10 protein-coding genes and 1 riboswitch are annotated in these 13,335 nt (G+C 63.3%); of the genes, 7 read left to right on the top strand and 3 right to left on the bottom strand.

From position 1 onward, the window contains the following. Window positions 1-52: 52 nt before the first annotated feature. Together P3T24_RS14960 and P3T24_RS14965 are read right to left on the bottom strand one after the other, a co-directional pair. Window positions 53-2,653, bottom strand: coding sequence for a mechanosensitive ion channel family protein (locus P3T24_RS14960; protein WP_429435633.1), 2,601 nt, complete (start codon window positions 2,651-2,653; stop codon window positions 53-55). Window positions 2,654-2,811: 158 nt separating this feature from the next. Beyond that, a complete protein-coding gene (locus tag P3T24_RS14965; protein WP_429435635.1) occupies window positions 2,812-3,270 on the bottom strand; it encodes a hypothetical protein in 459 nt (152 codons plus the stop codon). A 233-nt stretch (window positions 3,271-3,503) separates the two neighbouring features. Between P3T24_RS14965 and P3T24_RS14970 the strand changes: the two genes are divergently transcribed. Both P3T24_RS14970 and P3T24_RS14975 read left to right on the top strand, forming a co-directional pair. Further along, window positions 3,504-4,085, top strand: a complete 582-nt coding sequence (locus P3T24_RS14970) for a DJ-1/PfpI family protein (RefSeq protein WP_429287526.1) — start codon at window positions 3,504-3,506, stop codon at window positions 4,083-4,085. A 200-nt stretch (window positions 4,086-4,285) separates the two neighbouring features. Continuing rightward, window positions 4,286-4,612: a hypothetical protein gene (locus tag P3T24_RS14975; protein ID WP_429435637.1), complete on the top strand. Its 327-nt coding sequence runs from the start codon at window positions 4,286-4,288 to the stop codon at window positions 4,610-4,612. On the opposite strand, the gene P3T24_RS14980 is transcribed toward P3T24_RS14975, so the two are convergent. Further along, window positions 4,599-6,245, bottom strand: coding sequence for a sensor histidine kinase (locus P3T24_RS14980; RefSeq protein WP_429435640.1), 1,647 nt, complete (start codon window positions 6,243-6,245; stop codon window positions 4,599-4,601). The genes P3T24_RS14975 and P3T24_RS14980 overlap by 14 nt on opposite strands. Before the next feature lie 223 nt (window positions 6,246-6,468). Beyond that, window positions 6,469-6,532: riboswitch (Fluoride riboswitch) on the top strand. A gap of 74 nt (window positions 6,533-6,606) precedes the next feature. Between P3T24_RS14980 and crcB the strand changes: the two genes are divergently transcribed. From crcB to P3T24_RS15005, 5 genes are all read left to right on the top strand, one after another. Continuing rightward, window positions 6,607-6,987, top strand: coding sequence for a fluoride efflux transporter CrcB (gene crcB, locus P3T24_RS14985; protein WP_074265013.1), 381 nt, complete (start codon window positions 6,607-6,609; stop codon window positions 6,985-6,987). A 574-nt stretch (window positions 6,988-7,561) separates the two neighbouring features. Beyond that, entirely contained in the window at window positions 7,562-8,398 is an 837-nt protein-coding gene (locus P3T24_RS14990) for an IclR family transcriptional regulator (protein WP_429287524.1), read from the top strand. Window positions 8,399-8,538: 140 nt separating this feature from the next. Beyond that, a complete protein-coding gene (locus P3T24_RS14995; protein ID WP_429435643.1) occupies window positions 8,539-8,682 on the top strand; it encodes a hypothetical protein in 144 nt (47 codons plus the stop codon). Window positions 8,683-8,791: 109 nt separating this feature from the next. Beyond that, window positions 8,792-10,180 carry an MdtA/MuxA family multidrug efflux RND transporter periplasmic adaptor subunit gene (locus P3T24_RS15000; protein ID WP_429435645.1) on the top strand — a complete coding sequence of 463 codons (1,389 nt, stop codon included), beginning with the start codon at window positions 8,792-8,794 and terminating at the stop codon, window positions 10,178-10,180. Between the two features lie 17 nt (window positions 10,181-10,197). Further along, complete coding sequence (locus tag P3T24_RS15005) at window positions 10,198-13,332, top strand: MdtB/MuxB family multidrug efflux RND transporter permease subunit (protein ID WP_429435648.1); 3,135 nt, start codon at window positions 10,198-10,200, stop codon at window positions 13,330-13,332. Window positions 13,333-13,335: the final 3 nt, after the last annotated feature.

Consider the following 13,335-nt stretch of genomic DNA (forward strand, 5'->3'; position numbering starts at 1 on the left):
GACCCTAAGCCCCTCAGAGCACTCCGCCCTCCCTAAGACGCCAAACGCACGTCTAACTTTTCCCTGCATCACCCGCGGTGGGAATCTGCGGTGCAACCGGCGCAGTGCCGGTTGACGGCGGCGCCGGCCGTGGTTCGTGAGAGACGTCCCTCGCCCCTGCCACCGCCAGCTCCGCTGGACGTCCGCCCTGCCCGCCGTGCACCGCATGAGCATGCTCCGTAGTTTGAACATGCACGGGTGCTTCATCCTCCGGCAACGGCTGCCCTTCGCTATCCTTCGACGACGTGAAAATCCGCATCTGCGGCACTGGAATCTCGATACCGGCTTCATCCATCTTGCGCTTCAACCGCAGGTTAAAAGCGCGTGCCACACTCCATTGCTGCAGCGGTCGCGTCTTGATCTGCCCTTTCACGACCATCCAGTTCGGGTCGAACCGGTCGAGCCCCCACACCTCGATCGGGCCGAGCATCTCACGCCGGTAACGAAAATCGGACATCAGGTCGGCACCCACTTCGCGAATCAGTTGGGTGACCTGATCGACGTCGGCCGAAAAACCCATCCGCACTTCGAACACCGCGTAGGCAAAATCGCGTGAGAGGTTCTTCACGATCTTGATCTGCGAGAATGGAATGGCATGGATTGCGCCCTGCCCGTCGCGCAACCGCACGGTGCGAATCGACAGATGCTCGACCGTACCCGCATGGCCGCCGTCGACATCGATCCAGTCGCCGACCGAGATGGTGTCCTCTATGATGATGAAGAGGCCCGTGATCAGGTCGGTCACGAGCGACTGCGCGCCGAAGCCGATTGCCAGACCGATCACGCCCGCGCCGGCAAGCAGCGGCGTCACGTTGATGCCGAGATTCGCTGCGGTGACAATGCCGGCGATCGTGACGATGGTCACGAACAGCGCATTGCGCACCAGCGGCAGCATGGTGCGGGCACGCGTGCTCGCGTTGCGCGATTTGTTGCGCGGACCGCTCGGACTGAGCGCTTCGGTAATCGCCGTATCGATCAGAATCCACAGCAGCCAAGCAATAAACAGCGTGGCGAAAATCGCCATGACGGCGTGCGCGATACCGCGCGCCGCGACGTTTTCCTCGATCACACTGGCGAGCGAGACGCCCCACAGTCGCGCCGCCAGCTCCAGAAATGCCAGCCAGATGAACAGCGTCACCAGCGTGCCCGCGAAGCGCAGCAGTCTCCTCAGATAAGGCGAGCGGCGATGCCTGCGAATATTGCGCGGCCGCGTTGCGCGCAACACGATGGCGGACATGAAGAACGCCAGCACCAGAAACAGCGCCGTCACCACCGAGATCTGCAGTACGTTCTCGTTCGAACCCGAGCCACCGATCGTCGCAACCACCGACGCACTTGCCAGCACCAGCACAGGCACATGCCAGAGCGAGGCGAGCACGTCGAACGCGTCGGTCGCGGCCTTGTGATCGTGCCGCGGCTCGTAAGCGCGATTGCGGATCAGGTGCGCCACCGGCCGGCGAAACGCCAGCGCGAAATACCCGGTCAGCACGGCGGCCGTCATGTTCGCCACGGTCGATACCAGCTCGGACAGATTCGATCCGAGTTGATGGGACACGTCGTAGTTCACCGCGGCATCGCCCAGTGCGCCGCACACCCCGATCACAAATAGCAGACGGCGCGCATGCTCGATCAGCACGCGCACGGCGACACGCCGGTGGCCCGAGCCGAACAGCGAAAACATGATGAGGCAGATCGCAGAAAATATCGCGCCTGCGACGATGCCGTAGGCCACCACCATCCCCAGCGTGCGGCCGAGTGCATCGGGCATGGCGCGCGCAAACACAAGCGCGGCAAGGAAGGCCACGATCCACGGACCGACCCGCCGCAGCGCGAAAACCAGCAGTTCGCCCGCGGACGGATTCGGCTTGAGCGTGGCATCCACGCCATAGCGCGTATGCAAGCGACGCTGCAGATAGATCAGGACCCAGGCGCAGGCACCCCATCCCGCCAGCATCGCCACCATGTCCAAAAGGATCTTGCCGAGACTCTGCGGCCCCTGGCTCGAGACGATTGTGTAGAGCTCGTTACCGGCCGCGTTAAAGCGCCCAGCCCAATAGCGCAACGGTGTACGGCCCTGATGCACGCCGGATTCGAACGAAGCGATCCCCGAGGCGATCGCACCCAGCAAACCCGGACTCGGTTGAGCGGGCGCGGCCGGTGCGACATTGCGAGTGACGTCGCGCAGCTTCTTCAACTGGGTGACGAGTGCGGTGCGCTGACGATCGTTGTCGAGCGTCGAGATCACGCTGTCGAGCGAATGGGCCAGTTCGGCCTGGCTCGCAGGCGACGGTGCAGATGCGGCTTCAGCGGCAGATGCCGCCGAAGCCGGATTGGCGGTCGCGCTATTGATCAGACTCTGCAAAGCCGGGATCACCGGCCCCGCAGCGGCCTGCGCGGCAGCAGGGGTCCACGCGAAACACGCAAAGCACGCCAGCACGCTGACCCACAGGCCTACCGGCCACGCGGCCAGCCACGCGCGCGCTGTCCGCACGGCACCGCGGGGGAAAGGGTCGGAATCCAGACGACGGAAAAAATAAGAGGCAGTGCGAAATGCCCGTTGCCCGCCGGTAGACGGCGCAGCCCCGGACTCACACCACTGTTGGCATGACTTCATGGCAATCCGTGACAAAACGGGAGACGCCAAGTGTAGCCCTAGTTGCCGCGGGAACGGATTTGCATGCGTAACGGAATGTTAGAACGCTTGCGCTGCGCTCAATACGCCGCCGTGGCGATCTTGCGGATGAAGCGCGCCAATTGCCACGACGCTCCGCGTCATTTGTCCATTTGCTTTTGCGCGTCGCTGCTGTCGGTGTCGCTCGATGCAGCGGAGGCCGACGAAGCCGCCGTCGTCTGATCCGACCACTGCTGCAGCTTGCGTCCCGCGCTTTGCAGGCCGGCGCCCGTCAACGATGCCGCCTGGTTGAGCTCGGCGCTCGCCGAACTGGCCGCGCCCTGCAGATTGGCCTGCGCGCCCGAGGCAAGAGCCGACGGATCGACGGTGATAGTCGGTGCCGAGGCGGACTCGATGTTCTGCTTCGCCGTATCGACCTGCTGACCGACGTAGCTCGCAGCCTGGTTAATCGCCTGGCCGGCTTGCTGCGTGGCGTCATCCATCTTGCCGGCAAGCTGCCCTGCCGAAGCGTTATTTTTCTGGCACGCAGCCAGCGCGCCCAGCAGGAGCAAGGCGGCGGCAGTGCGGCGCACAAGAGATCGGCGAGTGAAGAGTGTCATTGTGAGATTTGAACCGCGGTGAGCGGCTTCTGCATACGGAAACGGGCCCATGATACGCCCTCGCGCGGATTGCCCCGCACGTCGGGCACCTGAAAGCCAATACGCGCGAAGCGGCGCGCGCGGCAAGCGTACGCGCAGGCGCGCGTTGCACCGCCCGTCGCTGTACTGTCAAACACGTTGGAGTAGACTCGCTAAACGTTCGATGTGTTCCGCAGTTCAACTGGAGGCATACGATGGCAGCAAAGAAGATTCTGTTCCTGACAGGCGATTTCGCCGAGGATTACGAAACAATGGTGCCGTTTCAGGCATTGCAGGCCGTAGGCCACGTGGTCGACGCGGTATGCCCCGGCAAGTCGGCAGGCGATCGCATCAAGACGGCGATTCACGACTTCGAAGGCGACCAGACCTACACCGAAAAGCCTGGCCATCAGTTCACGTTGAACGCGACCTTCGACGATGTCGATCCCGGCCAATACGATGCACTGGCGATCGCGGGTGGCCGTGCGCCGGAATATCTGCGCCTGAACCAGAAGGTGATCGACATCGTGCGTCAGTTCGCAGAACAGCGTAAGCCGATCGCCGCGATCTGCCACGCGGCCCAGCTGCTGGCCGCCGCCGACGTCATTCGCGGCAAGCGGATTTCCGCCTATCCGGCCTGCGCGCCCGAAGTGAAGCTTGCCGGCGGCGACTACGCCGACATTCCAGTCGACGCGGCGATCACCGACGGCAACTTCGTCACCGCGCCCGCATGGCCGGCGCATCCCGAATGGCTGAGACAATTCCTCGTGGTGCTCGGCACACGCATCGAGCTATAAGACCGCTTTACACGTCGGGGGGACAATCGCGCCGCCTCGACGTATCCGTCCTCCGCCTCCAGCATCCCTGCCAAAGCATTCAGATACTTCCCACAGCACCAGACTCTCGTATTGGATACGCCAATGCGTTTGAGACTAGTCCGATAGTTCGCAACGAATGGCTTTCCTATAGTCGACGGTTGACTTTGGAGCCCCTTTCGATGGAACTGACCGACTGGATCGTCATTCTCGCAGTCGCCCTCTTTGCGATTGCCTTCTACTGCCGCCGCGCACCCGCGCGCTGGTCGCTCGAGAACCGGGCACGCCGCTTCACCGCGACACGCCTGCTCGTGCAAGCCGCGCTGTCATTGTGGGCTGCGGTGCTGATTCTGGTGCGCGGCCTGTTCGCACTGGATGGCCTGCTGGGCATGCGCCCGGCACCCCACACGATTATCGTGGGCGCGCTCGTGCTGATCGCGTTTGGCTGTTACTGGTCGATTCGCGGCAGCAAGCTACTGAAGCCGCGCCGCATCTTCACCACATACTGAGTCCCGACGCGACGGCCGTCAGCAACTCAGGCTCTTCGCGCGGCGCACGCAACTCCGCTTCCGGCAACGAAAGATAGAAAGTCGTGCCGACCCCTTCGGTCGACTCCGCCCATACGCGGCCCCCATGCCGCTCGACCACCCGGCGCACTAGCGCCAGCCCAATCCCCTCGCCGGTCGCGACGTTGCCGTGCAAGCGCTGAAAAGCGTTGAACAGGCGCGGTATCGCGACGGCCGGAATGCCAAGTCCGTTGTCTCTCACATAGAAAATGCGCAACGAATGCACGCCGGGCGGCGATGGCGTCGTACCGATTTCGACACGTCCTTCGCGCGCCGGATCGAGGTAGTTGATCGCGTTACCCACCAGATTCGCGAAGACCTGCTCAAGCGCGGTCGGATCGCCCCACACCGACGGCAGATCATGAACCAACACGCGCGCGCGCTTCGACCTGATCGACACCTGCATCGCGTCGATCACCCGCTGCACGATATCGCGCACCCGCACCTGCTGACGGCGGTACTCCACCCGTCCAACGCGCGAGAGCCGCAACAGCGCGTCGATGATATGCGAGGCCCGCAGCACCGCGGTTTGCAGGTAATGCAAAGCCTCACCGATGTCTTCGTCCACCAGCCGTTCGATATGCTGCCGCCGCTCAGGCGTGAGCGACGACTGCCGCACCGCAGCGCGCAGATCGTCGCACGCATGAATCAGTTCTTTCGAAAAGCCCTGGAGGTTGACGAGCGGCGCGCGCAGATCGTGCGACACGCTGTAGATGAACATCTCGTTTTCCTGGGTCTGCTGACGCAGCGTCTCGTTGATGGCCGCCAGTTCATTGGCGCGGCGCGCGAGGTCGGACTGGAAGCGCGCCTGGATGCGCTCCGCCTCGAGCAGGCGTCGGCTGGCTTCATGCAACGTCTGATCGAGACGGGCGACCTCGTCGGAGCCGGAGTCGACCGGCGCCAGCGGCTCGTTGCTGGCCAGCCGGCCCGCGTTGTCCGACAGCAGCGCGAGGCGCCCGCGCACGCCGCGCGTAAAGAGCCACACAGCTAGCGCGACAAACAGCAGCGAACCGAGCACGGCAACCAGTACCAGCACCTGTTGCCGTTCACGCGTCGCTTCGGCCTCCGTAGAACGCTGCACATCGAGGAGACGCTCTTCGTTCTGGAATGCCGCGACCTGGGCGCGGAAGCGATCGAGCACGTCGGTACTCGCCAGCTCGCTGAAACGCTCGACGACGTCACGCCGGCGCCCCGAGCGCAACAGGTCCTGAACCCGGTCCGACCACTGCCGGTAAGCCTGCACCGATTGGCGGATTTGCTCCGTGCGCTCGACCTGGGCCGGATTGTCGGCGACCAGATCGTTCAACTGGTCGATGCGCCTGTCGATATCCATCCACAGCGCCACGGGCGTCGTAACGTCGACGCTGTTGCTGAGAACAGCCCCGCGCAGCCGCACCGACTCAAGCAACACCGGCTCCAGAATCGCCGAGGTCTGGCGCAGGACGTCCTCGCTATGGGCTGCCCAGCGCTCTTCCTGGGTGGTGTCCACCTGTGCCTTCACCAGCGCCGAGAGCAGCGCAAGCTCGAACACGGCCGGAATCGCGATCAGCAACAGCCCTTTGGTTGTCAGTCTCATGCGTACGCGCAGTAGTTCGAGAGCCCGGCAGGCCGCGCTGGGGACGGTACATTATGTCGGCGTTTTGCGTAGTTGACAAAGGCCGTCAATACGACGAGCCACCAGGCAGCGTGGGGAGACCCGAAAGACGCGCGGGGCGTGACAAATCCATGCAAGTGGCATGAACGGCCAGGCGGAACCCGACGCCCCCACCTGTCCCCACATGAGCGCGGCAATGATAAAATTGCGCGCTGGAGATGGCATTCTCCCTTAACCGCCCACGTGGGGCTGATGATGCCTGTTTGCCCGGATGTCTGCGGACGCAGCCGCGTCTGCGCTCATTCCGGTTTTGTCGACATTCCGACTTTGCCAGGCGTCTTCCATGTATTGGTCCATTTTGGCTGTGGGTATCGGCGGTGCATTGGGTTCGTTGTTCCGCTGGTTCCTCGGTATTCGTCTGAACGCGGTATTTCCCCTTCTCCCTCTCGGCACCCTTGCCGCTAATGTGATTGCCGGATACGTGATCGGCGTGGCCGTGGCCTTCTTCGGCCGCTGGCCGGGGCTGGCGCCCGAGTGGCGCCTGTTCGTGATCACCGGATTGATGGGCGGCCTGTCCACCTTCTCCACCTTCTCCGCCGAGGTGGTGCAGCGCATGCAGGAGGGACGCTTCGGCTGGGCCGCCAGCGAGATCGCCATCCACGTCGCAGCCTCTCTGCTAATGACGATTCTCGGAATCGCGACGGTATCGCTCGTGTCACGCTAGGCCGCACTGGGTCAACGCAAGCACGGCCAAGCCTCCTCACCGCAATCGCGCGGTGGAATGCGTTGCGCATAACACCTCTTGCATACTGCAGAGCCGCGTCCCTAAGGGACGTCTACGGCCGCGTCTGGGCACACGCCAATCCTTACTGCGTGGATGAAAAAAAAGGCGCCACGTTGCCGTGGCGCCTTAAAAAGTTCTAGCCATTCCGAGGGCCGTGCTAGAACCTGAGAGAGGGGACTCGAAAGTGCCGCCGGCTGACGCCAGGCAGGTGTTCCATGCCGGAACCCCTTGCGGGCGCGGGCGTTGCTGTCACACCAGCGTGGCCCAACCGTCGTGCGCAAGCCATGCGCGCGCCTTCCTTTCGAAATGAGATTCCATTTTTTACGGTTATGCTGACTAAGTCAAGCAAAATCTTACTGATCGGCAATCTGTCAAGTGTGTCCTTCTATTACAATGAATTATCGGATGAAATGGGGTCAGCGTGCATCGTTATGGTGCGCGTTCGGTGCTGCCGCCCATGGTTCGGCAAGGCAGTACAAGTTCGCAAATTGAAATGATGTTTCATAAAAATGAGATGACGCACGAATCCAAGCCCCCACGCGGTACCGAGACCGCTAAAGAGAAAGATGGCTCAGGAGACGAAGTTACCGCGCTTGCCCGCGGCCTCACCGTGCTGCGTTGCATCGCGGCCGCGGACGCGCCGCTCAGCAACCGTGAACTGACCGAACTCACCGGTATTCCCAAGCCAACCGTTTCGCGCATCACTGCGACGCTTGTCAGCGCGGGTTTTCTGTTTCGCCTGCAGGACAGCGAACGCTTCGTCCTCACCTCTTCCGTGCTGGAGCTAAGCAACGGCTTTCTGCGCAACTTCGATATTCGCGCCCGCTCGCGGCCGTTCCTGATCGAACTCGCCGAGCGCACGTCGTTGTCCGTGCATCTGGCGGTGCGCGACCGGCTCGACATGGTCGTCATCGACGCCATCAAACCGCGTTCCGCGGTGCTGGTGTCGCGCCTCGAGGTCGGCTCGCGGATGAACCTGAGCCGCACCGCCGTGGGCCGCGCCTATCTCGCCGTGCTGACGGAACCCGAGCGCGAGAAACTGCTGCTGGGACTGCAGGCTGCCGAGGGCGACGACTGGGGGCATATTAGCAATCGCCTCCAGCAGGCGCTGCAGGAAACGGCGGCTCACGGTTTCGCGATTGCAACCGGTGAATGGCACGACGGATTGAATGCCATCGCAGCCGGCTTCATCGGCCCATCGGGCGAGCGTTACGCGGTCAATTGCGGTGGCTCTGCCCACCAGTGTCCGCGCGACTGGCTGATGACGCGCGCCGCCCCGCTGCTACTCGAATGCATTGCCAGAATCGCCCTCGAGATTGGCGGCACGCCAGGACGACGCCTCGATACCTGACGCGCTCCCGGGACCATCGTCCTGACGCCCCACCGGCGCGCTGCAGACCCGTATCACATGCAGCGACCCGAGGGGTGTAACGCACGTAACCAATCGAAAAATACACCACTAGACGGTAGCGAAGCCAGGGACGTAGGATCATGCTTTCGCGAAGCTTGCTGCGTGCGACCCGCGGCATCCAGACAAGGAGCAACGAGTTCAATACGGCAGGTTTCACCGCCCGCCTGACGATCGCATATCAGTCACGTGTCGATCTCGCAACGGTCCCAATCACGGTCACGTAACGGCTTTGCATCAAGATCCTTTTCCCGCGTTTCGCGTCGTCCCGCGCAGAACCTCTGCGTTGTATTTCGCACGCCTGCCTAACTCCACGCCAGCCACCTGATCGAATCGATGGACGAACAACAAAAGCATCCGGAAACTTCACGCACATCCGCCCCGGCTCAGCAGCCGTCTGGCGCGACCAGCCAGTCGGGAAGCCGTGGCAAACGGCATCGGGGACGCACGATCGGCCTGATCGTCGCCGCGCTCGTCGTCGTGGGCATCGTGGTGTGGCGCTGGCATCCGTGGGGCGGCGCCCCGGCCGGCGGTGCGAGCGCGCAAAGCGAAGGGGGCGGCCGTCACGGCCGTGGTGGTACTGGCGCGTTCGCCAACCAGCCGCAACCGGTGCACGTGGCAACGGCGACGCAAGGCGACATGCCTGTGGTGCTGACCGCGCTCGGCACGGTCACGCCGCTCGCTACCGTGACCGTACAGACCCAGTTGAGCGGTACGTTGCAAACGGTGGCGTTCCAGGAAGGCCAGATGGTCAAGAAGGACGACCTGCTCGCGCAGATCGACCCGCGTCCCTATCAGATCTCGCTTGAAAACGCCCAGGGCGCGCTGGCGCGCGACCAGGCGCTGCTGCAGACCGCGCGCCTCGACCTGAAACGCTATCAGACACTGCTTGCGCAGGATTCGATCGCAAGCCAGCAGGTCGACACGCAGGCGTCGCTGGTGCAGCAATACATCGGCACCGTCAAGTCGGATCAGGCCAACATTGACACCTACAAGCTCGACCTGATCTACGCGCGCATCACGGCGCCCGTGTCGGGTCGAGTGGGTCTGCGCCAGGTCGACCCGGGCAACTACGTCACGCCCAACCTGACCAACGGCCTTGTCGTGATCACGCAACTGCAGCCGATCAGCGTGATCTTCACCGTCTCCGAAGACAGCTTGCCGCAGATCATGAAGCAGGTGCAAGCGGGCGCCAAGCTGTCGGTGACAGCCTACGACCGCAGCAACACCACATCGCTCGCAACCGGCGCGCTGGAGACGCTCGACAACCAGATCGACACCACCACCGGCACGCTCAAACTGCGCGCCATGTTCAACAACCCGGACAACCTGCTGTTCCCCAACCAGTTCGTCAACGCACGCCTGCTGGTGAATACGATTCACGACGCCGTGATCGTGCCGACTTCGGCTGTGCTGAACGGTTCGATGGGCCAGTTCGTCTATGTCGTGCAGCCCGACAATACGGTGACGGTGCGCCAGGTCAAGACCGGCCCGGTCGACGGTGAACGCACCAGCATCGCCTCCGGCCTGCAAGCGGGCGAACGCATCGTGATCGACGGCTCCGACCGCCTCAAGGAAGGCGCGAAGATCACCATTCCGGCCGACCGTCCGCTCGGCGCCTCCGGTGGACGCGGCGCCTCGGGCGCGCACGGTGCGTCGGCCCCATGGGGTGCTTCTGGCGCGCACCAGCATCATCACAGACACGCGGCGCAAGCTTCGGAATAAAGGCTGACTGAACCCGCATGAATCCATCCCGCGCCTTTATTCTGCGCCCGGTCGGCACCGCCCTTCTGATGGCGGCGATCATGCTGGTCGGGCTCGTCGCGCTGCACTTCCTGCCGCTCTCGGCGTTGCCGGAAGTCGACTATCCGACCATCCAGGTGCAGACCTTCTATCCGGGCGCGAGTCCGGATGTGATGACATCCTCGGTCACGGCGCCGCTCGAGCGGCAGTTCGGACAGATGCCGTCGTTGAATCAGATGTCGTCGCAAAGCTCGGCGGGTTCGTCGATCATCACGCTGCAGTTCAGCCTCGACCTGCCGCTCGATATCGCCGAGCAGGAGGTTCAGGCCGCCATCAACGCAGCGGGCAACCTGCTGCCGTCCGACCTGCCCGCGCCGCCGATCTACGCCAAGGTCAACCCGGCCGACGCGCCGATCATCACGCTCGCGCTCACTTCGCCCACCATGCCCTTGACGCAGGTGCAGGACCTGGCCGACACGCGTCTTGCACAGAAGATCTCGCAGGTGGCGGGCGTAGGTCTCGTAAGCCTGTCCGGCGGCCAGCGCCCTGCTGTACGGATTCAGGCCAATCCGCGCGCGCTGGCTGCGTATGGCCTGAATCTGGACGATCTGCGCACCACCATTTCGAACCTGAACGTCAATACGCCGAAGGGCAATTTCGACGGTCCGACGCGCGCCTACACGATCAACGCTAACGACCAGCTGACTGATGCCGACGCCTACAAGAGCGCGGTGATCGCCTACAAGAACGGCCGGCCGGTGATGCTGACGGATGTCGCCAGCATCGTGCAGGGCGCGGAAAACACCAAGCTCGGCGCGTGGGTGGACTCGACGCCGGCCATCATCCTGAACGTGCAGCGCCAGCCGGGCGCGAACGTGATCCAGGTGGTCGACAGTATCAAGGCGCTGCTGCCTCAGTTGCAGGAGTCGTTGCCGGCTGCACTCAACGTGCGGATCGTCACTGACCGGACCACCACGATCCGCGCCTCGGTGCGCGACGTGCAGTTCGAACTGCTGATGTCGGTGGTGCTGGTGGTGCTGGTGATGTATCTGTTCCTCGCCAATGTCTACGCGACCATCATCCCGAGCCTGTCCGTGCCGCTCTCGCTGATCGGCACACTGGCGGTGATGTATCTGTGCGGTTTCTCGCTCGACAACCTCTCGCTGATGGCGCTCACCATCGCGACCGGCTTCGTGGTCGACGACGCCATCGTGATGATCGAGAACATTGCGCGCTACGTCGAAGAAGGCGAGACGGCGCTCGAAGCAGCGCTCAAGGGCTCGAAGCAGATCGGCTTCACGATCATTTCGCTGACGGTGTCGCTGATCGCCGTGCTGATTCCGCTGCTGTTCATGGGGGACGTGGTGGGACGTCTGTTCCACGAGTTCGCCATCACGCTGGCCGTGACCATCGTGATCTCGGCGGTCGTATCGCTCACGCTCGTGCCGATGATGTGCGCGAAGCTGCTGCGTCACACGCCGCCGAAGGAAGCGCACCGCTTCGAAACCAAAGCGCACGCCTTTATCGATTACGTCATCGCGCGCTATGCCGTCGCGCTGACGTGGGTGCTGAACCGCGAGGGCGCCACGCTGTTTGTCGCCGTGCTCACGCTGGTGCTGACGGCCGTGCTGTACGTCTTTATCCCGAAAGGCTTCTTCCCGGTTCAGGACACCGGCGTGATCCAGGCGATTACCCAGGCGCCGCAGTCGGTCTCATACGAATCGATGGCGCAGCGCCAGCAGGAGCTGGCCGCGCAGATCCTGAAGAATCCGGATGTGGAGAGCCTGACCTCGTTCATCGGCGTGGACGGCAACAACATCACGCTGAACAGCGGCCGCATGCTGATCAACCTGAAGCCGCGCGACGACCGCAGTCACACCGCGAGCGACGTGATCCGGCAACTGCAAAGGGACGTCGCGCACATTCCCGGCGCGTCGCTGTTCATGCAGCCGGTGCAGGACCTGACGATCGATGCGACGGTCAGCCCCACGCAGTATCAGTTCATGCTGACCGATCCGAACATCAACGAGTTTACGAGCTGGGTGCCCAAGCTGGTCGAGCGTCTGAAGCAGGCGCCGGAACTCGCGGACGTCGCCACTGACCTGCAGGCGAACGGTGAATCGGTCTTTGTGCAGATCGACCGCGCCACTGCCTCGCGCTACGGCATTACACCGGCCACCGTCGACAACGCGTTATACGACGCGTTCGGCCAGCGCATCGTCTCGACGATCTTCACGCAGTCGAACCAGTACCGCGTGATTCTCGAGGCGGAGCCTAAGGTCCAGCACTACGCCGATTCGCTGAACGCGATCTACCTGCCCTCCTCCACGTCGACGACCGGCCAGGTGCAGTTATCGTCAATCGCGAAGTTCATCGAGCAGCCCGCGCCGTTGCTCGTCACCCACCTGAGCCAATTCCCGGCCACCACCGTGTCGTTCAACCTCGCGCCGGGTGCGTCGCTGGGTGCGGCCGTCAAGGCGATCAATCAGGCAGAGAAGGACGTGGGCCTGCCGGCCTCGTTCCAGACCCGCTTCCAGGGCGCGGCGCTGGCGTTTCAGGCGTCGCTCGCGAACGAGCTGTTCCTGATCCTCGCGGCAATCGTCACGATGTATATCGTGCTGGGCGTGCTGTACGAGAGCTTCATCCATCCGATCACGATTCTTTCGACGCTGCCGTCGGCCGGCGTCGGTGCGTTGCTGGCGCTGTTGATCACCGGACATGACCTCGACATCATCGGCATCATCGGCATCGTGCTGCTGATCGGTATCGTGAAGAAGAACGCCATCATGATGATCGACTTCGCGCTCGAAGCGGAACGCGAACAGGGCAAGCCGCCGCGCGAGGCGATCTACCAGGCCTGTCTGCTACGTTTTCGCCCGATCCTGATGACGACCATGGCGGCACTGCTCGGTGCCCTGCCGCTGATGCTCGGCACCGGCGCGGGTTCGGAACTGCGTCGTCCGCTCGGGATTGCGATTGCCGGCGGCCTGATCGTGAGCCAGTTGCTGACGCTGTTCACGACACCGGTGATCTACCTCGGATTCGACTCGCTGGCGCGACGCGTGCGGGCCCGTTTCCACCATGACGATCCCGGCCACAACGCACCGCCGCCCGCCACGGATGCGGGGAACTGAGCG

Source organism: Paraburkholderia sp. GAS33, from assembly GCF_050436645.1.
Classification (GTDB): Bacteria; Pseudomonadota; Gammaproteobacteria; order Burkholderiales; family Burkholderiaceae; genus Paraburkholderia; species Paraburkholderia phenazinium_B.